17 protein-coding genes and 2 pseudogenes are annotated in these 20,473 nt (G+C 70.4%); 6 read left to right on the top strand and 13 right to left on the bottom strand.

Annotated elements, in window-relative coordinates; all coding sequences use genetic code 11:
- Nucleotides 1–27: 27 nt before the first annotated feature.
- Nucleotides 28–822 carry a hemolysin III family protein gene (locus tag KQY30_RS12575; protein WP_217306901.1) on the bottom strand — a complete coding sequence of 265 codons (795 nt, stop codon included), beginning with the start codon at nucleotides 820–822 and terminating at the stop codon, nucleotides 28–30.
- Between the two features lie 283 nt (nucleotides 823–1,105).
- Between KQY30_RS12575 and KQY30_RS12570 the strand changes: the two genes are divergently transcribed.
- Nucleotides 1,106–2,968, top strand: coding sequence for a phosphoenolpyruvate carboxykinase (GTP) (locus tag KQY30_RS12570; protein WP_217306900.1), 1,863 nt, complete (start codon nucleotides 1,106–1,108; stop codon nucleotides 2,966–2,968).
- 142 nt (nucleotides 2,969–3,110) lie between these two features.
- The gene (locus KQY30_RS12565) at nucleotides 3,111–3,368 is read left to right on the top strand and encodes a hypothetical protein (protein WP_217306899.1); all 258 of its coding nucleotides are present in this window, start codon (nucleotides 3,111–3,113) and stop codon (nucleotides 3,366–3,368) included.
- Nucleotides 3,369–3,399: 31 nt separating this feature from the next.
- Here the strand turns inward: KQY30_RS12565 and KQY30_RS12560 are convergent, their stop codons facing one another.
- The 3 genes from KQY30_RS12560 to KQY30_RS12550 form a co-directional block, all read right to left on the bottom strand.
- Complete coding sequence (locus KQY30_RS12560) at nucleotides 3,400–3,693, bottom strand: hypothetical protein (protein WP_217306898.1); 294 nt, start codon at nucleotides 3,691–3,693, stop codon at nucleotides 3,400–3,402.
- A 29-nt stretch (nucleotides 3,694–3,722) separates the two neighbouring features.
- Complete coding sequence (locus tag KQY30_RS12555; protein WP_217306897.1) at nucleotides 3,723–6,584, bottom strand: exo-alpha-sialidase; 2,862 nt, start codon at nucleotides 6,582–6,584, stop codon at nucleotides 3,723–3,725.
- Between the two features lie 116 nt (nucleotides 6,585–6,700).
- Entirely contained in the window at nucleotides 6,701–7,204 is a 504-nt protein-coding gene (locus tag KQY30_RS12550) for an FBP domain-containing protein (protein ID WP_217306896.1), read from the bottom strand.
- Nucleotides 7,205–7,265: 61 nt separating this feature from the next.
- Between KQY30_RS12550 and KQY30_RS12545 the strand changes: the two genes are divergently transcribed.
- Entirely contained in the window at nucleotides 7,266–7,838 is a 573-nt protein-coding gene (locus KQY30_RS12545; RefSeq protein ID WP_217306895.1) for a TetR/AcrR family transcriptional regulator, read from the top strand.
- Nucleotides 7,839–7,893: 55 nt separating this feature from the next.
- Here KQY30_RS12545 and KQY30_RS12540 read toward each other — a convergent pair whose 3' ends face one another.
- The 8 genes and pseudogenes from KQY30_RS12540 to KQY30_RS12505 all read right to left on the bottom strand — a co-directional run bounded on the left by KQY30_RS12540 (nucleotide 7,894) and on the right by KQY30_RS12505 (nucleotide 17,428).
- Nucleotides 7,894–9,471 carry a hypothetical protein gene (locus KQY30_RS12540; RefSeq protein WP_217306894.1) on the bottom strand — a complete coding sequence of 526 codons (1,578 nt, stop codon included), beginning with the start codon at nucleotides 9,469–9,471 and terminating at the stop codon, nucleotides 7,894–7,896.
- Between the two features lie 392 nt (nucleotides 9,472–9,863).
- Nucleotides 9,864–10,503 (bottom strand): annotated as a pseudogene (locus KQY30_RS12535) (hypothetical protein).
- Nucleotides 10,490–12,103, bottom strand: coding sequence for a VWA domain-containing protein (locus KQY30_RS12530; protein ID WP_254407096.1), 1,614 nt, complete (start codon nucleotides 12,101–12,103; stop codon nucleotides 10,490–10,492). Before KQY30_RS12530 ends, KQY30_RS12535 begins: the two are co-directional and overlap by 14 nt.
- Nucleotides 12,100–13,293, bottom strand: a complete 1,194-nt coding sequence (locus KQY30_RS12525) for a toxic anion resistance protein (RefSeq protein WP_217306893.1) — start codon at nucleotides 13,291–13,293, stop codon at nucleotides 12,100–12,102. Before KQY30_RS12525 ends, KQY30_RS12530 begins: the two co-directional genes overlap by 4 nt.
- A gap of 88 nt (nucleotides 13,294–13,381) precedes the next feature.
- A complete protein-coding gene (locus KQY30_RS12520) occupies nucleotides 13,382–14,461 on the bottom strand; it encodes a hypothetical protein (RefSeq protein ID WP_254407095.1) in 1,080 nt (359 codons plus the stop codon).
- Between the two features lie 172 nt (nucleotides 14,462–14,633).
- On the bottom strand, nucleotides 14,634–15,059 hold the full coding sequence (locus KQY30_RS12515) for a hypothetical protein (protein WP_217306892.1): 426 nt from the start codon (nucleotides 15,057–15,059) through the stop codon (nucleotides 14,634–14,636).
- 147 nt (nucleotides 15,060–15,206) lie between these two features.
- The gene (locus tag KQY30_RS12510) at nucleotides 15,207–16,418 is read right to left on the bottom strand and encodes a pyridoxal phosphate-dependent aminotransferase (RefSeq protein ID WP_217306891.1); all 1,212 of its coding nucleotides are present in this window, start codon (nucleotides 16,416–16,418) and stop codon (nucleotides 15,207–15,209) included.
- 152 nt (nucleotides 16,419–16,570) lie between these two features.
- Nucleotides 16,571–17,428 carry a helix-turn-helix domain-containing protein gene (locus KQY30_RS12505; protein ID WP_217306890.1) on the bottom strand — a complete coding sequence of 286 codons (858 nt, stop codon included), beginning with the start codon at nucleotides 17,426–17,428 and terminating at the stop codon, nucleotides 16,571–16,573.
- Between the two features lie 194 nt (nucleotides 17,429–17,622).
- Between KQY30_RS12505 and KQY30_RS12500 the strand changes: the two genes are divergently transcribed.
- The 3 genes from KQY30_RS12500 to KQY30_RS12490 all read left to right on the top strand — a co-directional run bounded on the left by KQY30_RS12500 (nucleotide 17,623) and on the right by KQY30_RS12490 (nucleotide 18,732).
- A complete protein-coding gene (locus tag KQY30_RS12500) occupies nucleotides 17,623–17,970 on the top strand; it encodes a DoxX family protein (RefSeq protein ID WP_217306889.1) in 348 nt (115 codons plus the stop codon).
- 97 nt (nucleotides 17,971–18,067) lie between these two features.
- On the top strand, nucleotides 18,068–18,319 hold the full coding sequence (locus KQY30_RS12495) for a type II toxin-antitoxin system Phd/YefM family antitoxin (protein ID WP_217306888.1): 252 nt from the start codon (nucleotides 18,068–18,070) through the stop codon (nucleotides 18,317–18,319).
- Complete coding sequence (locus KQY30_RS12490; RefSeq protein WP_217306887.1) at nucleotides 18,307–18,732, top strand: PIN domain-containing protein; 426 nt, start codon at nucleotides 18,307–18,309, stop codon at nucleotides 18,730–18,732. The genes KQY30_RS12495 and KQY30_RS12490 overlap by 13 nt, the downstream gene beginning before the upstream one ends.
- A 103-nt stretch (nucleotides 18,733–18,835) precedes the next feature.
- Here KQY30_RS12490 and KQY30_RS12485 read toward each other — a convergent pair.
- Nucleotides 18,836–20,463 (bottom strand): annotated as a pseudogene (locus tag KQY30_RS12485) (amidohydrolase family protein).
- Nucleotides 20,464–20,473: the final 10 nt, after the last annotated feature.

The following is a 20,473-nucleotide window of genomic DNA, read 5'->3' as shown; positions in this document are numbered from 1 at the left end:
GGCGCTGCGGTGGCTCGCGCGGGCGGCTCAGGGGTGCTGGTAGGCCACCAGGGAGATGCCGACGAAGTGCACGACGAACGCGGCCAGGGTGAAGGAGTGGAACACCTCGTGGAAGCCGAACCAGCGCGGTGACGGGTTGGGGCGCTTCAGCCCGTAGACCACCCCGCCGACGCTGTAGAGCAGCCCGCCGACGATCACCAGGACCAGCACGGCGATCCCGCCCGTACGCAGGAAGTCGGGCAGGTAGAAGACCGCGGCCCAGCCCATCGCGATGTAGCACGGCGTGTAGAGCCAGCGCGGCGCCCCGACCCAGAGCACCCGGAAGGCGATGCCGGCCGCGGCGGCGGCCCATACCGCCCAGAGCAGGGTCCGGCCGCTGGAGTCGGGCAGCAGGAGCATGGTCAGCGGGGTGTAGGTGCCCGCGATGATCAGGAAGATATTGGCGTGGTCGAGCCGCCGGAGTACGGCTTCGCCGCGCGGGCCCCAGGTGCCCCGGTGGTATATCGCGCTCACGCCGAAGAGCAGGCAGGCGGTCAGGACGTAGATTCCGCAGGCGACCCGGGCGCGGGTCGAGCCGGTGAAGATGACCAGGACCATTCCCGCGACCAGTACGGCCGGGAACATGCCCGCGTGCAGCCAGCCCCGCAGCCGTGGCTTGACCGCGCTGGCCGGGCCGCTCGGGGCGTTCGGAGCGCTCGGGGCGGCGGTGTCGGCCGCGTCGGCCGTCTTGACCGCGCCGAGCGGTTCGGAACCCCCTTCCCGTGCTCTGTGCGCTTCCTGTGACCGGGGATTGGCGAGGGGCTCGGGCGCTGCAGGAGTCATAGGCACATGCTACCTACGGGAGCGTAGGTTACGTTTCAGTACAAATTCACCCTACGGCCATCCTGGCGGGGTGGTGATGCCGTCTCGCCGGGGTCGCGATGCCCGCGCGAAGAGTGGCCATGCTCACGTGTGCGGCCCCCTGGACAGATGGGCGCTAGAATCGGATGATCAAATGAGTGCGGTCGGTACCGGATGAGCGGCCAGTGGGCCGCGAACGCTACGAAGCGTCCGGGCCGCGGCCCCCAAGGGGCACAAACTCAAAAACCCTCATCAAGGAGCAATCGTGGCGCGCGATATCGCGGCTCCCAGCGCCGTCCCCAGCACCCTCCCCAGCGCTCTCCCCACGCAACACGGGGAACTGATCTCCTGGGTCGACGAGATCGCAGCAATCACACAGCCGGACAGGGTGGTCTGGTGCGACGGGTCCGAGAGCGAGTACGAGCGCCTGTGCGGGGAGCTCGTCGCCAAGGGGACCTTCATCAAGCTCGACCCGGTCAAGCGGCCGAACTCGTACTACGCGGCCTCCGACCCGTCCGACGTGGCGCGCGTCGAGGACCGTACGTTCATCTGCTCCGAGAAGGAGGAGGACGCGGGCCCGACCAACCACTGGAAGGCGCCCGCCGAGATGCGGGACATCTTCACCGGCGACAAGGGCGTCTTCCGCGGTGCGATGCGCGGCAGGACGATGTACGTGGTGCCGTTCTGCATGGGCCCGCTGGGCTCCCCGCTCTCCGCGATCGGTGTCGAGATCACCGACTCCGCGTATGTCGCGGCCTCCATGCGCACCATGACCCGGATGGGACAGGCGGTCCTCGACGAACTCGGCCCGGACGGCTTCTTCGTGAAGGCCGTCCACACGCTGGGCGCGCCGCTGGCCGAGGGCGAGACCGACGTACCGTGGCCGTGCAACAGCACCAAGTACATCTCGCACTTCCCCGAGACCCGCGAGATCTGGTCGTACGGCTCCGGGTACGGCGGCAACGCGCTGCTGGGCAAGAAGTGTTACGCGCTGCGTATCGCGTCCGTCATGGCGCGTGACGAGGGCTGGCTCGCCGAGCACATGCTGATCCTCAAACTCACCCCGCCGCGTGGGAAGTCGAGGTACGTGGCCGCGGCCTTCCCGTCGGCGTGCGGGAAGACGAACCTCGCCATGCTGGAACCCACCATCTCCGGCTGGACGGTGGAGACCATCGGTGACGACATCGCGTGGATGCGGTTCGGCGAGGACGGCCAGTTGTACGCGATCAATCCCGAGGCGGGCTTCTTCGGTGTCGCGCCCGGCACCGGCGAGCACACCAACGCCAACGCGATGAAGACCATGTGGGGCAACTCGGTCTTCACCAATGTGGCGTTGACGGACGACGGCGATGTCTGGTGGGAGGGCATGACGGAGGCGCCGCCCGCCCATCTCACCGACTGGAAGGGCAACGACTGGACACCGGAGTCCGGTACGCCCGCCGCACACCCCAACGCCCGCTTCACCGTCCCGGCCGGGCAGTGCCCGATCATCGCGCCCGAGTGGGAGGACCCCAGGGGGGTCCCGATCTCGGCCATCCTCTTCGGCGGCCGCCGCGCCACCGCCGTACCGCTGGTCACCGAGTCGTTCGACTGGCAGCACGGAGTGTTCCTCGGAGCCAACGTCGCCTCCGAGAAGACGGCGGCCGCCGAGGGCAAGGTCGGCGAACTGCGCCGCGACCCGTTCGCCATGCTGCCGTTCTGCGGCTACAACATGGGCGACTACATGGGCCACTGGCTGGAGATCGGCGCGAAGGCGGCGGCCAGGGGTGACGAGTCGAAGCTGCCGAAGATCTACTACGTGAACTGGTTCCGCAAGGACGACGCGGGGCACTTCGTATGGCCGGGCTTCGGCGAGAACAGCCGGGTGCTGAAGTGGATCGTGGAGCGGCTGGAGGGCACGGCGGACGGTGAACGGACACCGATCGGTGTGCTGCCGACGAAGGAGTCCCTGGACACGGCGGGCCTGAAACTGTCCGACGAGGAGCTGGAGTTGCTGCTGTCGGTGGACCGGGAGGTGTGGCGCGAGGAGGCTTCGCTGATCCCCGCGCACCTGAACACCTTCGGGGAGCACGCGCCGAAGGGGCTGTGGGAGGAGTACGAGGCGCTGGTGGAGCGGCTGGAGGTCTAGCGTGTGAAAGCCGGAAGCCCCCGCGGGCCGTCCACTCGGGACGGTCGGCGGGGGCTTCGGACTGGCAGAAGCAACCCTTCCGCATGTGCGGCGGTCCTACCGGGTGTCATGCTCAGCGGGCCGACCGAAAAGGGCGTAGACCATGGTGTTTGATTCCCGCCGCTGTCTGGACGTGCCGGAGGGTTTCGACGACGCGGATGCCGAGACGGCCGTGCACCCCATGGCCAGGAAGCTGTTCCCCGCCACCACCGCCGCGGAGGCCTTCAAGAAGGCCTATGAGTGGGTGGCGGAACACCAGGTCTTCCTGGTGGACGTGTCCTGGGACTTCGCACACGACGAGGACCAGCCCTGCACGCTGAGCATCTACTTCACGTTCGAGCTGGAGCCCGAGGACACCTGACGTCCCGGCCTCCCGCCGGCGGACCGGCGCGTCAGCGGATCGACATGCCGAAGGCCTTGCCGGTGAGGGCCAGGCCGTTGAGCCCGGGCTGATGGGTCGTCACCGTCCCGCCCGTGCCGCCCATGGCGTTCGACCACGGCAGCCCGTGGACGGCGCCGCGCTCGGCGGGGCCGTGCGGCATGCCGATCCACAGGTGCGTGCCGGTGGCGTTCAGGTAGTTGCCCACACGCTGCGACGCGCCGGGGGTGCCGGGCAGGCCGCGTGCGTTGCCCGCTTCGATCCAGTGCTCGGAGTCTCCCGGCTCGCCCAGGAGCGAGAAGGCCATCACGATGCCCGCGTCTTTTCGCCGGTCCGCTATCCGATGAGCCGTACGGCGTCGGCGACGACGTATCCGTCGGCGGCGTCGGAGAGTTCCACGGTGGCCTGCCGGCCCGCCGTGAACGAGAAGGTGCCCAACGACACCCACTGCCCGCCGCGCTGACGCTGGTCGACGCGCACGGTGGTGGGGTCCCCGGCGGCGTGGTCGATGACGTAGGCCGCGTTCGAGGCGCGGTTGGTATGGGCCGTGTACCAGACGGCCACGTCGTATCTCCCGCTCACCGGCACATCCAGCCGCCAGCGCACGACCGCGCTTCCGGTCCCCGCGGGGTGGGTGCGGTAGTTCGAGCCGTAGTACCCGGCGCTACCCGTCGCGTTGTTCCATGTGCCCGACAGCACTTCGTAGCGCGAGGCGTCGTCGTTGTCGGCGACGAGACCGTGGTACGTCGTGCGTACGGCGTCGGCGACGACGTATCCGTCGGCCGCGTCGGAGAGTTCGACGGTGGCCGGCCGGCCGGCGATGAACGGGTAGCTGCCCAGCGAGACCCACTGGCCGCCGCGTTCACGCTGGTCGACGCGCACGGTGGTGGAGCCCCGGGCGTGGTTGACGACGTAGGGCGCGTCGGAGGCGCGGTTGGAGTGCGCCGTGTACCAGACGGCCACGTCGTACGTTCCGTCGGCGGGTACGTCCAGCCGCCAGCGCACGACCGCGCTTCCGGTACCCGTGGGACGGGTGCGGTAGTTCGAGCCGTAGTACCCGGCGGTCCCGCTCGCGTTGTTCCACTCCTCGGACACGGTTTCGTACGCGGCCGAGTCGTTGTCCGCGACGGCGCCCCGGTACGCGAGGCGGACCGCGTCAGCGGCGACCGGCCCGTCGGCGGCGTCCGATAGCTCGATCGTGCCCCCGCCACCTGCGGTGAACGCGAAATCACCGAGCCGTACCCATCGTCCCCCGCCGGACCGCTGATCCACCTCGACGGTCTCCTGGCCCTCCGCGTGGCGGATCACATAGGAGGCGTTGGACGCCAGGCCCGTCCCGGGCGGATACCAGGCGGAGACCTCGTACACGCCGCTCATCGGCACATCCGGCCGGAACCGCGCCGTGGCGGTGCCGGTCCCCGCGGCATGCGTGCGGTGGCTCTGCCCGTACTCCCCGGCGGCCTTCTCCACTCGGGTCCAGCTCCCCGACACCACCTCGAAACCGGCGGCGAAGTCATTGTCCGCGACCGCCTTCGGGGCGTCCGAGGGACTCCCGCCCGAGGTCAGGAAGAGCTGGTCGGCGCTGATGACGCTGCCGCCGCCGCGCCCCTGGCCGGCCAGGGTGAACCGGATCGAGTGCCGTCCGGCCGCCAGCGGGACCGTTCCCAGCCGGTAGAGCTGATAGCCCTCGCCGACCGTCATCGTCGGATCGACCAGCCCCTGATCGAGTGCTGTGCCGTCGACACTCACGCGAATCAGTCCCCGGTCGGACCCGCGGTGCAGCCGGACGGCCACCTCATAGGTGCCCGCTGCCGCCACGTCGAACGGGACGTCGACATGGCCGCCCACCGCCGGAGCCGGGTAGCGCATTGTCCTGCCGCCCCGCGCGTTGGCGTCGGACACGACCGGCGCCGCCGCGCCCGTCCCGGTACGGGCGTCCGCGGTGGCCAGTTCGTACGTCTGAAGGGAGAGCCCGGGACCGGTGGCGAGGCTGTCCCGCCCCTGGGTCAGCCACTCCAGGTCGAACCGGGCGATCGAGACGCGCTCGGGAAAGCCGGCGTCGTCGCCGTCACGGCCGTAGACCAACAGGATCGTGCCGTCGGACAACCGGGCGAGGTCGGAGTAGTAGGACGTGCCCGGGTTGACCACCCGGCTGTACCGGTAGCTCGCCCCTCCGTCGTACGAGACCGAGACCGTCATGTTCTCCCGGGCCGAGGCGTCCGGCCCGCTGAACAGCACCCGGTCGACCGGGCCGCGACTGTACTGGAGCACGCCCGCGTCCACCGAGACGAACTGTCCGGTCGAGCCGTCGACCGCGGGCGCGGACCAGCTCGTGCCACCGTCCGTACTGGTCGCGGTGATGCGGTAGCGGGTGCCGCCCGAGCCCCACCGGCCACTGAGGACCACCGCCCCGTCCCCGCGTTCGAAGACGCGGCTCTCATTGACCGGGTACGCGACGGACATCGGTATCCCGGCACTTCGCCGCCAGGAACCGGGATCGCCATGGGCGTCGCTGTACAGCATGTCGACCCCGTAATTGCGGTCCGGGTCGGGGGCGCGGTGCTGGACGGGCATCAGCAGCCGGCCGTTCCGTAGCTGTATTCCATGCCCGGGGACCGGGCTGTTGAGCGTCCAGCCGTGCGGGTTGGAGGCGAACAGCGGGGTCAGATCCTCGGGGGCCGACCAACTGGCCCCGGCGTCGTCGCTCCGTCTGACGAAGACGGTTCCGTTGGATCCCTTGTAGAACAGACAGACCCGGCCCGTCCGCTCATCCACCACCGGCGTCGGGTTGCCCCAGCTCTGGCCCGTCTGCCTCGGAACCACGGGCACACCTGCCGACCAGGTGCGCCCGCCGTCCGCACTGCGCCGGACCAGGAGATCCTTCTCCCCGCCGTCGCCCACGACGAACCGGCCCTCGGTGAACGTGAGCACCACGTCGTCGGGCAGCGCCCGGCCGTTCCCCGCGGGCGGCACGAGTCCGGCGGGGACGACCGTCAGCCCCTGCACATGGAAGCCGGCGTACGCGTCGGCATCGGTCGAATCCCACAGCTCGGACTCTGCGAACGAGCCCGTTTCGGCGACCGCGCCGGCCGCGTCCGCGTCCGCGACCGCGCTCACTCCCCGTACCGCGCGGCCGGCCGCTCCGCTCTCCGCCGCCGCCACCGGGGCCGCCAGGCCCATGGAAACGAACAGACTCATCCCGATGATTCGAAGCATCGTTCTTCGGAACCGGCGCTTCATCCCCAACCCCCTCGCGACATGACGCCCGTCACCCACGCGCTCGTGCCCGCCGGCATCGGCGTCCCCGCCTCAACCTAGTTCGAGCTGGTGACCATGGTGATGAAGGCCGTCAGGTTTCTGCGGGTGCGGGCGATCTTGTCGTCCAGGGTCAGGGTCTCGTCGAAGCCCCTTCCGGCGGACGTCCGCTGCTTGCCCCGTACATAGAGGGAGCAGGCCAGGTCGGCGCAGAGGTACTGGCCGATGGTGTTGCCCTGGCGGCCCGCCTCGCCGGTACGGCGGGCGGTCATGAGCGCCACCCCGCCGCCTGTGTGGGTCGTCACGCACACCGAACACATGCTGCGCGCGGTGAAGCCGCGCGCGGCCCCGCTCGCCGCCCGCAGCGCGAGGCCCAGCAGGTGGCCGTCGTGCTCGGCGACCAGATAGGCGCGCTCCGGAGCCCCCGGATCCCGCCAGCCCAGGAAGTCGAGGTCGTCCCATGGGCACTCCGCCAGGTCCCTGGGCAGGCCCAGCCGGTTGGCCTCGCCCTTGGAGCAGTTGACGAACGAGCTGCGGATATCGGTCTCAGTAAGGTGTCTCATGCCTTCCGAGGCTAGCTAGGCTAATATATTTAGGCAAACAACTTATTCAATTAGGCAGGATATGGCGCGCACGGGCATCACCCCGGAACTGCTCACCCGGACCGCGGCGGAGCTGGCCGACGAGATCGGCTTCGACAACCTGACGGTGTCCGCGGTCGCGCGCAGGCTCGGCGTCAAGGACCCGAGCCTGTACGCGCACATCCGCAACGCGCGGGAGCTGAAGGTACGGGTGGCCCTGCTGGCCCTGGAGGAGCTGGCCGACGCGGCGGCCACCGCCCTGGCCGGCCGCTCGGGCAAGGACGCCCTGGTGGCGTTCGCCAACGCGTACCGGGACTACGCGAAGAAGCACCCCGGGCGCTACGCGGCGGGCCAGTTCGAACTGGACGCCGAGGCGGCCGTCAACAGCGCCGCTCCCAGACACTCCCGGATGACCCGCGCGATCCTGCGCGGCTACGACCTGCCGGAGCCCGACGAGACGGACGCGGTCCGCTTCCTGCACAGCACTTTCCACGGCTATGTGAGCCTGGAGACCGCGGGCGGCTTCAGCCACACTCCGCGCGAGGCCGAGGCTTCCTGGGCCTGGACCCTGGAAACCCTCGACCACGCTCTGAGAACCCGCCCGCGGACCGGCTAGGGGGTGCCTTGTCGATCGAGCCCGGCAAGATCGGCAAGGCACCCCCTGGCGCCGGTCAGGTGGGGATGGGCTTGGTCTGGGTGCAGTTCTTCCATTCGACCCAGGGCCGGGTGCCGCCGCTGGTGGGGCCGGTGGCGTAGGTGGGGTCGCCGGTGATGGTCTGGTTCTTGCTCTCGTGGGTGATCTCGATGCCGAAGAGCTTGAAACCGAGGGAGAACTGTCCGGCGGAGACGCCGTAGCCGATGCCGAGTGAGGCGTTCCACCAGTCGGTGTTGGCCTTGTAGTCGAGCCTGCTGAGCTTTCCCTTGTCGTGCAGGAGACGTTCCAGGGGGCTGGCGTCGTCGTCCGGTGCCTCGGCGGCGTCGGACGGCGAGGGCAGCGGGTTTTTCGCGGGATCGCCGCCCCTGCCGCGCAGCCAGTCCTCGACGGTGGTGCTGTCGGCGTCGTTGTCGAGGATCAGCTCGGCGCTCTCGGTGTGTATCTCCGTGTCGTAGCTACCGCCACCGCCACCGACATCGATGGTCACGGGCCCGGCGTTGGCGCCCACCTCGCCCTTGAAGCCGCCGCCGCCCCCGGATTCCTGGCTGGTGGTGATGACGAGCTTCTCCGGGTGGTGGTCGGCGCCGTCCGCCTCTTCCTGGTCGTAGGCGGCCGCGTCGTACGTCACCGCCACCTGCTGCATCCTCTCGCCGGTGGACTGTCCGCCGATGCCCGCGGTGCCCTTGACGGTGAAGGTGTAGATGAAGGTGATCTTCCCGGCGTTCATCCCGGAGTTGTGGCGCATGACCACGACATCCTCGGTCATGGTGCCGGAGACGACCTCGCCGGAGATCTTGCCGAGGTCCTTGGGGCCGTCGCTCTTGCCGGAGTCCTTGCCGCTCTTGCCGTTGCCCTTGAACTTCCCGCCGAAGCTGGCGCTGCCGGACGCCTCGACGGTGGTCTTGGTGATGTCGACGTCCGGCGCCAGCTCGGGTTCGAGATCGGGCTTCTTGGAGGCCGCGTCCTGCTGGCAGGCTCCCATGTTCGCCCCGGGGTTGTAGCCGGCCTGGTAGCGGCAGCCCTCGTTCTGTTTGAGGTACGCGGCGAACTGCTGGGCGTCCCTGAGGTTGGCCTCCAGGTCCGCCTGGGGGTTACCGGTCTTGTTCCCGTTGAACAGCCACTGACCGCCGCTGCCGCTGCCCGCCAGATACGTGCCGCTCAGCTTGGCGCTGCCGCCCCAGTCCTTCAGACCCGGAATGCCCGCGGAGATGCTCGCGGAGACCCCGCCCGCGTTGTCGTGCACCCGCTCCAGGGTGACCGTACCGTCCGACCACTGCTGGAGCTTGACGGTCTCGGAGCTGCTGATCTTGATGAAGACGATCTGGATGACGACCGTGTCCTTGGTCTGATCCTGCGACAGCAGACACCGCGCGGGCTCGAACGGGTCGTCGCCGGTGGGGGTGAAGGTGTCGTCCCCGCCGCCTCCCCCGTCGCCGCCTCCGCCGTCTCCGTCCCCGCCGCCCGCGTAGTCGCCGGAGGCACAGGCGTCCGCGCCGCTGAGCGGGTGGAGTATTCGGCACACCTGGGTCTTCAACCCGGTCGCGGTGTCGCTGGGTACGCTCAGGCCGACGATCGCGGCCACGACCAGCGACACGACCCCGACCATCGCGGCGTACTCGGCCCCGCTCTGTCCCCGGTCGCTCCGTCGAAGGCCGCCGCGCCTCCGGGCATATCGCTGAGCATGCCCATGCCACACGGCAAACCGGTCGGCACCCCTCATCGCTCCTCCTCGCCCACGCGCCACGATCCCCCGAGCGATAGCAGCCTAGGTACGGTGGCGGGCCCACCCGCAGGGTCCCTGGGCCCAGTCGAGGGCCCAGTTTCCGGATGGTTTCCGCAGGTCAGAGCCGCTCTATAGGTGCCGGAAGTGGCATCGGTCCGACGGGCACATGAACCCCGCGGGGCGGTCCGGGGACGAGAGGGTGTTTCCGCCGGCCACGCACGCGGGCCCGGGAAGTCTCCGCGACTCCCCGGGCCCCCTGTCCGTCACGACCCCTGCGGGCGGTGCCGGTCCTCCAGGTACCTCGTGTGCGTCTCCTGCCTCCGCGACTCCGCCTCCCGCAGCGCCGTCGCCAGCGCACGCGCCTCGTCGTACAGCACCGTGAGCTGGCGTTCGAGGTGGCGCTCCGGGGGGCTCCGTGCCCGGCTGGAGGCGGGTCCACCAGCGGGTGCGGACGAAGGTGTCCACCGACTCCGGGACATCCTGGCGGATCGCCCGGGACAGGGTGTGCACCCCCTCCGCGTCCATCGCCAGCGCGTCCGCGACCCAGCCGGGCTCCAGCAGCGCGTCCAGGACCTCGGTCAGCTCGGTGAGCCGGCCGGCGGCGGCCGGAGGCAGGTCGACCTCGGCCAGATAGGCGCGGAGCTTGGTGAAGTCGCCGCGCAGCTCGTCCAGTTGCTCGGCGGGGTTGGTGAAGGCCGGGGCGTCCGGGCGCTCCGGCGGGGCGATCAGCGCGCCCGCGCCGTACAGCCCGACCACCACCACCGGCCAGTACGGGCCCGCCACCCCGGTGAAGGTGAGGGCCAGGCCGCCCACGCCCGCCGCGCTGCCCACCAGGTTCTTGCGGGACTCGACGTACGTGAGGGCCTTGGCGCCGAATGATCTGCCGCTCCTACTGGTAGCCACGGATCTCCTCGAATGCCCCGTCGAGCGACTCCGCACCGCTCGTCGCGTCGAACAGCCGGCCGCCCGTGATTTGCGCGATGTGTTCCAGTTCCGCGCGGTCCGAGTCACCGAACAGGATGGGGAAGACCGGGGTCGCGCGCCCGTCCTCGGGCAGCCCCGCGTAGAAGCTGTCGAACTCGGCGGCCTTCGAGCCGGCCGTGTTCTCGCCGTCCGTCATCAGCACGATGGAGGTGAACGCGTCCGAGCCGCCCCCGCCGAGATGCGAGTACGCCTCCCGCAAGCTGCTGTAGATCGCCGTGTTCCCCGACGCCGACAGCCCCTTCGCGTCCGCCCGTATCCCGTCCAGCGCCGCCCCCCGGTTCCCCGGATCCACTGTATGCGTCCGGACCTGCTTCACCTCGGAGCCGAACGGCATCAGCGTCACCTCCTCCCGGTCCCGGAAGCGCTCCCCGGTCGCCGACTCGTCCGTACCGGTCAGCCCCGCCAGCGCGTCCTTCAGCCGCGCCAGCCGCTCGCCCTGCATCGAGCCCGAGGTGTCGAGCACGTACACGGTGCGGGACGGACGCCGGAGCTGGTTCTCGTACGAGTTGAGCAGCCCGTCCGCGACCGACCGCGAGCCGGGGAAGGGCAGTTCGCGCCGCTTGTCCGTGGCCAGACCCGCGGCCGGCCGCACCGACGGGACGACAGGGCGCCGGAACGTCTGCTCGGTGAGCGCCTGCTGCGCCTCCGGGCTGCGCAGATACGAGGTGAGCGCCTGGCCCGACTCGCGCGCGTCCTGCGGCGCCGAGGTCAGCAGCGTGAACGGATAGTCCGCGGTCACCACCCCGTCCTTGGGGCGGATCACGGTCAGTCCGGTGTCGCTGTCCCGGTTCATGGACAGCAGCACCGACTCGTAGTTCACGAGCGCGTCGACGCTGCCGCGCCGGGTGTACGCCGTGGCCAGCCACCCGGACGAACCGGAGGTGAGCTTCTGCCCGGTGAAGAACTCCTTCAGCTTGCCCTTCGCCCGGTTCACATCGGCGTCCGTGAGCGCGGACTGCGCGCCCGAGAGGCCCGAGGCGACCGAGATCAGCGCAGAGAAACCGGAGTTGGAACGTACGGGGTCGGTCATCCCGTACGTCAGCTTCCCGGCCACCACCGCCTGGTGCACCTGCGACCAGGTGACCTGGTCCGGCTGCCAGCCGAGCCGCTGCACGGTCGCGGCCTTCACCCCGAGCGCGACGGGCGAGGACATGATCGGGGTCTCGTTGGTGATGCGCTCACCGGCACCGGGGTCGAGCCGCAGATAGTCGTTCGAGGACAGCCACACCGCGTCGTACTTGCCGTCGGCCTTGCCGGAGGCGATCAGTTCGGCGGCGTCCAGGGTGCCCGTCCAGGTGGGCTGTACCTTCACCCCGGTCTTCTGCTCGGCCTGGTCCAGCACGCCCTGCATGTCGGAGAGTTCACTGGAGGCGAGCACACGCAGGGTGCCCTTGTGGTACGAGGTGTCCGCACCGGAACCGGGGTCCTTCGCGGCATCGTCACCCCCCGCCCCGCCTGTGCACGCCGTGACGGCCAGCAGCGCCACCGCCATGGCCGTCCCGGTCAGCTTCCGTCTCATCGCGGGCCCCCTTCCAGCGCGCCCGCCGACCGGGTCCGCTCCAAATACGTGCTGGCGCTCTGGAGTTCCGCCGTCAGCGACTCCACCGTCGACGCCATCGACTCCGTCGCCTGGATCTTGTACGTGTCGATCGCGTCCAGCGTCCGGTAGATCTGCTGGAACGCCGACCGCAGCGTCTCCGCCCCCACCGCCGGATCCGCCGCGATGCGCTGGATCTCGCCGCTCTGGGTGGCGAGCATCTCCGCGTTGCCGCGGATCAGGTCCTCGGTCGTCGAGCGCAGCACATTCACCTGCTCGGTCACCTTGCGCTGGTTCTCCAGCGCCGAGGAGAGCATCACCGCGATCCGCAGTGCCGAGACCGTGGTGGTCGCGGCCCGGTCGACGCCCTTGATCAGCTCTTCGTTGTTGCGCCGTACGACATCCATCGCGAGATAGCCCTGTGCGCACACCGCGAGCTGGGTGAGCAGGTCCTGGTGCTTCTGCCGGACCGGGAAGAGCACATCGGCGCGCAGCGCGTCCGCCTGCGCGGGGTCGGTGAGTCCGAGCGAGGTGATGCGCTCCTCGACCGCCGTGTCCAGTGCCGAGGTCAGCACCGTGTACTCCTGGAGCTTGCCCATGGTCTCCCACAGGCGCGTCCGCTCGGTGTGCAGCGCGGCGTTGTCGCGCCGGAGTTCGTCCTGCCCGCCCCTGAGCGAACTCACGATCTTGTTCAGGGTGCCCTGCGAGGAGGCGTACTTGGCGGCGTGATCGCGCAGCTTGTTGCCGCCGGGCAGCTTCGACAGGAACCGGCGGGCCCCCTTGCCCGGCATGTCGCGCGGGTCCAGGTCCTCGACCGTACGGCGCAGCTCGACCAGCGAGTTCGAGACCCGGGACTGGGCGTCCTCGCCGCCGGAGGACAGCGAGTGGATCGTACGGTCCAGCATCCGGTTGGACTGCTGGGCCGCGTTGCGGATCTCACCGGATCCCAGGTTGGCGATCTCGCCGATACGGGTGGTGAATTCGGGTGAACGGGAGTCGATCGCGGCGAGCGAGCCGACGTACTCCGTGGCGCGCCGCGTCATCTCCTCGCGTACGGAGTCGTCCAGCGGCACCAGTCCGGCGGCCTGCTCGGTACGGACCGGGGCGACGGGTTCGGGCGGGGTGAGGATCAGCTCCGACCCGGCCGGGCCGGGGCTCTGCTCTGTGGACATTCGGTTTCCCCCTGGGGCTTTGACAAGATCAACTGCTGTGACCGGGCCGGCCGGCCGCTGGGGCGTGCGGACACGCCCAAGACGCCCCCTAGGACCGGGCCCGTTGCGCCATCGAGTGCAGCCACCTCGTGGTGGGCACGGGCGCCTGACGGACCCCGGTCAGCTTCTGGTTGAGGAAGTCCTGGTACGGCGCGGTGGCCGCGGTGAACTCGGCCGCGGCTCCCTGCGGGCGGAAGCCGTGCCGTACCGCCAGCTCGCGCAGCCGCTTGTCGGTGGTGAGCAGATCGCCGAGCGCCCGCCCGTTGTCGGTGAACGGTACGAGCGTGTGGTCGCTGTTGACGGTGGTGTCCGGGTAGAGCACCACCAGGTCCCCGACCTCCTGCTTCTGCAGCAGCACCGAGGCGACCTGCGACTCGTAGACCAGCACGAGCGGATTCCCGACCCCGCTGATGAAATCGCGGAACGGCGCGTCGGAGCTGGGCTGCTGGGACCCCTGCACCACGGTGAGCTGCTTGAGCAGCGGAGCCGTCTGGTCGACCGCCTTCTCGTCACTGACGACCTTGCCGCCGTTGGCGACGAAGGACGCGGCGGCGAGATAGAGCGCGCCCGAGTTGGAGGTCTTGGGGTCGGTGCTGGTGATGAAGACCGTCCCGGTCAGCTCGGCGTGGCCGGCCGTGCCCTTGAGCTGCTGCCAGGTGCGCTGCTCGGCGGCGGCGTCGAGATACGGGCCCATCCGCAGGGTGCCGCGGGACTCGCCGTCCAGGGTGGCGAGGCCGTTGTCGGCCAGGACCTGGGCGGCGGCGCGATGGGCGACGACCACCAGCGGCGAGTAGAAGGGCCGCAGAGGCGTGCCCGGGACCTTGAACTTCTTGGCCAGCTCGTCGGCCGGGGCCGTGGAGGAGGGGAAGGCGAAGTCGGTTCCTTCGAGCGTGAGCTGTTCCTCCATGGCCCAGGAGCCGGAGGTCTCCGTCTTCACGGTGAAACCGTGCTCGTCCAGCGCCTTGACCACATCCGGGTCGGCGAAGAACTCCGCCTTCTCCGAACCGATGACTCCCCGCACGGTCTTCGTTGCCGTGTCTGATACCTGGCTCTCTCGGCCTGCCACGACGGCTGTTATCACGCCGCCGATCAGCAGCACCGCCAGGATGATTCCCACGATGCGTTTCACGCCCAAAGGGTGCTCGCGGAGACCCACATTCCGGGGTGAGTTGCGTGTACGGAGGGTGAAGTGCCCATCCCGGAAAGGAACCGGAGGCAACCGTTCATGACGCGGACGAGCGGGGTTCGTGTCGGTCCCGTGGGCGCCCCTCGCGCCCCGGCCGATCGCAGGGGCGCCGCCGTCAGCGGGTGGCGAGCAGGCGCTGGTCCTGGGCGGCGGCCGGGGGTTCGGTGGCGGGCGGTGTTTCGTTCAGCGCGGCCGTGTGCGCGTCCATGCGCTCGGCCGAGAGGATCGCCGCCGCGGTGTCGGCGCGCGAGGCGGCCACCACCAGCGCACGGCCCGCGAGGGCGAGGGCGCGGCGGTGCAGGGCGACCGGGTCGGCGTCGGTGAGCGCGGCATGGCGGGTCGGCGGGGTGCCGCGCAGCCGTACGATCTGCCGGGCGATGCACTCGGCGGGCTCTTCGAGGCCCAGCTCGTCCGTGACGGTGAGCAGCGCGGAGAGATGTCCCGCGAGCTGGATGTTCAGCTCTTCCTCGCGGCTGCGGTGGGGGAAGTCGGCGCGGTCGGCCATCGTGTGGACCGACTTCGCGCGGATCGGCTCGTACATGAGGATGGCCTCCTGGCATCGTCAGGAGACCATCCTACCTTGGATTCAGTCTAAAGTTGAGTACGGTCCGGGAGCTTCCGGTATATGGACAGGGGTACGTCCGTACGCGCCGTTCGCGCCGGTGGTGTACGTCCGTCCGCGCCGGCTCTACGGCTGCGCGTACCCGTCCAGGAAGTTCCCGATCCGGGTCACCGCGTCCGTGAGGTCCTGGACGGCGGGCAGGGTGACGATCCGGAAGTGGTCCGGCTCCGGCCAGTTGAACCCCGTACCGTGCACCACCATGATCCGCTCGGCCCGCAGCAGATCGAGCACCATCTGCCGGTCGTCCTTGATCTTGAAGACCTTCGGATCGAGCCGCGGGAAGAGATACAGCGCGCCCTTGGGCTTCACACAGGTCACGCCGGGGATCCGGGTGAGCAGCTCGTACGCGGTGTTCCGCTGCTCCAGGATCCGGCCCCCGGGCAGCACCAGCTCCTGGATCGACTGCCGGCCGCCGAGCGCGGTGGCGACCGCGTGCTGGGACGGCATATTGGCGCACAGCCGCATGTTCGCCAGGATCGTCAGCCCCTCGATGTACGAGGCGGCATGCGCCTTGGGGCCGCAGACCGCCAGCCAGCCGGAGCGGAAACCGGCCACCCGGTAGTTTTTCGAGAGCCCGTTGAAGGTGAGGGTGAGCAGATCGGGGGCGACGGCGGCGGTGGGGGTGTGGGTGGCGCCGTCGTACAGGATCCGGTCGTAGATCTCGTCGGAGCAGACGACGAGATGGTGGCGGCGGGCGATCTCGGTGAGGGCGGTGAGCATCTCGTCGCTGTACACCGCGCCGGTAGGGTTGTTCGGATTGATGATCACGAGCGCCTTGGTGCGGTCGGTGATCTTCCGCTCGATGTCGGCGAGGTCCGGCATCCAGTCGGCCTGCTCGTCGCAGCGGTAGTGCACGGCCGTGCCCCCGGCGAGGGAGACGGAGGCGGTCCAGAGGGGGTAGTCGGGGGCCGGTACGAGCACCTCGTCGCCGTCGTCGAGCAGCGCCTGCATCGACATCTGGATCAGCTCGGAGACACCGTTGCCGAGGTAGATGTCCTCGACGTCCAGCTCGATGCCCTTGGTCTGGTAGTGCTGCATCACCGCGCGCCGGGCGGAGAGCAGCCCCTTCGCGTCGCCGTAGCCGTGTGCGTCGCCGAGGTTGCGCAGGACGTCTTCGAGGATCTCGGGCGGGCACTCGAAGCCGAAGGCGGCCGGATTGCCCGTGTTGAGCTTGAGGATGCGCTGGCCCGCCGCCTCCATCCGCGTCGCCTCGTCGAGGACGGGGCCCCGGATCTCGTAACAGACGTTTGCGAGCTTCGTCGACTGGATGACCTGCATGTACGCGAGCTTACGGCCGCGTAACGGAGCCCGCGTGGTGTTTTGGGACACGTCAGCCGTGCGGGGGATTCCCTGGGGCGGGCGGCGGAGTCCGGGAGGCGGAAAAGGGCGAGGCGTGCGGCCGGAAATCAGCCCGCGAATCAGCCCGTGAATCAGCCCGCCACGGCGCGGAGGGCGCCCGGGCGGCGGCCGGTCAGCTTGTCGAGCGCGGCGGCGGTCGCCTCGTCGGCCGGGAGGTGGACGACCAGCCGCTGGTCCTCGGCCCCGGGCAGTTCCAGGGTCTCGTCGAGCAGCCGCAGTTCGCCCGCGCCGGGGTGCAGCAGCCGCCGGGCGGCGGGGCTCGCGGGCATCCGCAGGGTGGCGGCCCAGCGCTCGGCGAAGGGGGCGCCCGCGGTGAGGGTCAGCTCCGCGACGAGATCGTCGAGATGGTCGTCGGAGACGGAGCCGGTCTTGAGCCGGGCGACGAGGTCGTCCGCGTCACGTGCCCAGTCGGGGTGGGCGGTACGGGCCCGGGGGTCCGTGAACAGGAACCGTACGAGGTTGGGCGCGGCCGGGTCCAGCAGCCCGAGCGGACGGGCGAGCTGCTCGTACCCGCTGGTGAAGGCGATCACATCGGTCAGCCGGTTCAGCAGGACGGCGGGGGTGGGCTCCAGCCGGTCGAGCAGGGCGCGCAGGGTCGGGCGTACGGTCCGGTTCGGCGGCAGGCCCGCGCCGGGGCAGAGCTTGCGGGTGCCGCTGAGCGACTTGACGGCGTGCATCAGGGCGAAGCGCTCGTCGGCGGTGAGGCGGAGGGCGTCGGCGAGGGCGGTGATGACCTGCGGGGAGGGATTGTGGTCCCGGCCCTGTTCGAGCCGCGCGAGGTACTCGACGCTGATCCCGGCGAGCGTGGCCAGCTCGGAACGGCGCAGCCCCGGGGTACGGCGCCGGCTGCCGTCCGGGAGCCCGACCTCGGCGGGAGTGACGGACTCGCGGCGGGCGCGCAGGAACAGGCCCAGCTCGTTGTCGCTCACGCCAGGCAATGTACCGGGCGGGCCCGGGACCACGGCATGGCGGAGCGTGGCCCTGTCACTACTAGCCTCGGCCGGGCGTTCCTCGGGGCGGCGGATTGCGGCACGTTGGGCCGGGGGCCCGCGACCGGCGGCCCCCTCTGTGGCCTTGCTGGTCCTTCAGCGGGCTGTCACGCACACCGTCCGAGGGGTCATCCGTGTTCATCGCCTACGCCGTTGTCGGCATCCTGCTCGCCGCCGTCCTGACGGGCTCCGCCTTCGCCACGTTCACCCGGCAGGAGGCGATCGTCGGCTCGATGTCCAAACTGGGCGTCCCGGACTCCTGGTTCCCGCGCCTCGCCACCCTCAAGGCAGCGGGCGCGGCGGGCCTGCTGATCGGCCTCTGGCTGGCCCCGCTCGGAGTGGCGGCGGCGATCGGAGTGATCCTCTACTTCATCGGCGCGGCGGTCTACCACCTCCGGGCGAAGGACTACGCGGTCGCCCCGGTGGTGGTGATCTTCCTCCTCGCGGTCGCGTCACTGGCACTGCGCCTGGCCTCGGCCTGACCGCGTTGTGTCGCGGGCGCCGGCCGGGCCGGTGCTGGCCAGCGCCCCGGCCCAGCCCGTACCCGCTGGAAATCAGAGAATCAGATACCTTGGTTCCATGAAGGTAATGACCGCGACCGAAGCCTCCCGGAACTTCGCCGCCGTTCTGGACATGGCTGAGCACGGCGAGACCGTGATAGTCACGCGCGGCGGCAGACGCCTGGCGATGATCTCGCAGGCCCCGGCGGGCAACGGCGCGGATCTCGCCGATCTCCTCGACCGTTTCGCGGGCACGCTGGACGACGACTTCGAGGGCGACGTCATGGGCACCCGTTCTCTGCTGACCACGGAGGATCCGTGGAGCGAGTGATCCTGGACACGGGCGTCCTGATCGCTGCCGAACGCGGCAAGGTCAGCCTCGCGGCGGAGCTGCGTCGGTCCGACGACGACGTCTGCGTCTCCGCGGTGACCGCCGCCGAACTCCTGTTGGGCGTCGAACTCGCCGACGGAAAGCACCGCGAGAGGCGGCAGGCGTTCATCGAGGGCGTCCTGGCGCTGGTGCCGGTGGAGGAATACACGCTCCATGTGGCGCACGCCCATGCCCGTCTGCTCGCCCATGTACGGCGCGAGGGCAGGCCGCGTGGGGCACACGACCTCATCATCGCCGCCACGGCGGCGGCGACCGCCCGCACAGTGGTGACCTTGGACGCCAAAGCCAGGTTCGGCGACCTGCCCGGCGTGCAGGCGCGCGACCTGGACGGGAGCGCGTCCCCGACTTTCTGACGCCTGCTCGGCGTCGGACGCTGTGATGTGTCCTCCGAGCGCCGGACGGGTCACGTCAGCCCGTCCGGCGTCCGGGAGCGCGGCAGGCCGGCCCGTCCGGTGGTCAGCGGTGAGGTGATCTTCGTACCGACCTTCCCGCCAGTACGTCCGTGCGGTGGCCGTCCTCGATGACGAACCGGCCGGATATCAGGACGTACGGGATGCCTTCCGGGCGGGCCCGGGGGAGTCGAAGGTGGCCGGGGACGACACCGTCGAGGGGTCGAAGAGGACCAGGTCGGCGTGGTGGCCCTCGGCCACCAGGCCCCGGTCGGGCAGACGGAGGCGGGCTGCGGGGCGGGCCGTGAGGTGGGAAACGCACTCCTCCAGGGAGAGGACGCCCAGCTCACGGACGTACCGGCCCAGATAGTGCGGGAACGTGCCGTACGCGCGCGGGTGCGGCTTCGCGCCCTGGAGGATGCCGTCGCTGCCGCCGGTGTGCACCCGGTGGCGCATGATCGCGCGGACGTTCTCCTCATGGCCGACGTGCTGGAGGATCGTCGGGCCCAGCCGGTCCTCGACCAGCAGCCTGCGGGCCGTCGCCCACGGTGCCTCGCCGCGCGCGCGGCCCGACTCCGCGACCGTACGGCCCACATGGTCCGCGAGCCCCGGCGCCGAGACACCGGAGATCTCGATCGTGTCCCACTCGATGGGCACACCGTGGCACCCGTCCGAGCCGACGACCTCCAGGTGGTGGCGGATCCGCTCGGCCGTCTCCTCGTCCCGCAGCCGCTCCAGGACCGTGTCCGGGCCGCCCTCGCTCGCCCAGCTCGGCAGCATCGCCACGAGCGTGGTGCAGCCGGGGGTGTACGGATATGTGTCGAGCGAGATGTCCGCGCCCGCCTCCAGCGCCCGGTCCAGCAGCGCCAGCAGCTCCGGCGCACGGCCCTTGTTCACCCCGAAGTTCATGGTGGCGTGGGCGAGATGGAGGGCGCAGCCCGCCCGGCGCGCGACCGCCACCATCTCCTCGTACGCCTGGAGCGCCCCGGCGCCGTACGAGCGGTGGTGCGGGCAGTAGTAGCCGCCGTACTCCGCCACCACCCGGCACAGCTCGGTGAGTTCGGAATCGTCCGCGTACATCCCGGGCGTGTAGGTCAGCCCGGAGGACATGCCGACCGCGCCCTGCTCCAGTGACTCGGCCACCAGCCGCTTCATTTCGGCGAGTTCGGCGTCGGTCGCGGGCCGGTCGTCCCAGCCGACCGCGTGCATACGGACGGTGCCCTGCGGGACCAGGTACGCGGCGTTGACCGCGATGCCCCGGCCGTCGAAGCCGTGGTCGAGCCGGTCCAGATACTCGCCGACCGTACGCCAGTCGAAGTCGACGCCCGTGTCGCCGGGCGCTCCGCCGTTCCAGCCGGCGATGGTCCGCCGAATCTGCGCGAGGGTTCTGTCGTCGACCGGCGCGTACGAGAGCCCATCCTGGCCGATGACTTCGAGGGTCACGCCCTGCGCGGCCTTCGCCGAGTGGTCGGGGTCGCGCAGCAGCGCGAGATCGCTGTGCGCGTGCATGTCGATGAAGCCGGGGGAGAGGGCGAGGCCGTCGGCGTCGAGGACCCGCGCGCCGCTGAGCCGGCCGTCCCTGTCGGACTCCTTGCGGATGGCGCCGACACGCCCGTCGGTGATACCGACGTCGGCGCGGTACGACGGGCCGCCCGTGCCGTCGACGACCCGCGCGTCCCGGATGACGAGATCCATGACCGGCCTC

It is taken from the genome of Streptomyces sp. GMY02 (assembly GCF_019056675.1).
Classification (GTDB): Bacteria; Actinomycetota; Actinomycetes; order Streptomycetales; family Streptomycetaceae; genus Streptomyces; species Streptomyces odonnellii.
This window is presented reverse-complemented; position numbering and strand designations above follow the sequence as displayed.

Bases quoted from the DNA above. Each gene is read 5' to 3' on its own strand.
- KQY30_RS12530 (WP_254407096.1), bottom strand. From the start codon at position 12,103: ATGAGACGGAAGCTGACCGGGACGGCCATGGCGGTGGCGCTGCTGGCC.
- KQY30_RS12550 (WP_217306896.1), bottom strand. From the start codon at position 7,204: ATGAGACACCTTACTGAGACCGATATCCGCAGCTCGTTCGTCAACTGC.
- KQY30_RS12565 (WP_217306899.1), top strand. From the start codon at position 3,111: ATGGTGTTTGATTCCCGCCGCTGTCTGGACGTGCCGGAGGGTTTCGAC.
- KQY30_RS12545 (WP_217306895.1), top strand. From the start codon at position 7,266: ATGGCGCGCACGGGCATCACCCCGGAACTGCTCACCCGGACCGCGGCG.
- KQY30_RS12575 (WP_217306901.1), bottom strand. From the start codon at position 822: ATGACTCCTGCAGCGCCCGAGCCCCTCGCCAATCCCCGGTCACAGGAA.
- KQY30_RS12510 (WP_217306891.1), bottom strand. From the start codon at position 16,418: ATGCAGGTCATCCAGTCGACGAAGCTCGCAAACGTCTGTTACGAGATC.
- KQY30_RS12525 (WP_217306893.1), bottom strand. From the start codon at position 13,293: ATGTCCACAGAGCAGAGCCCCGGCCCGGCCGGGTCGGAGCTGATCCTC.
- KQY30_RS12495 (WP_217306888.1), top strand. From the start codon at position 18,068: ATGAAGGTAATGACCGCGACCGAAGCCTCCCGGAACTTCGCCGCCGTT.
- KQY30_RS12515 (WP_217306892.1), bottom strand. From the start codon at position 15,059: ATGTACGAGCCGATCCGCGCGAAGTCGGTCCACACGATGGCCGACCGC.
- KQY30_RS12555 (WP_217306897.1), bottom strand. From the start codon at position 6,584: ATGAGTCTGTTCGTTTCCATGGGCCTGGCGGCCCCGGTGGCGGCGGCG.
- KQY30_RS12560 (WP_217306898.1), bottom strand. From the start codon at position 3,693: ATGGCCTTCTCGCTCCTGGGCGAGCCGGGAGACTCCGAGCACTGGATC.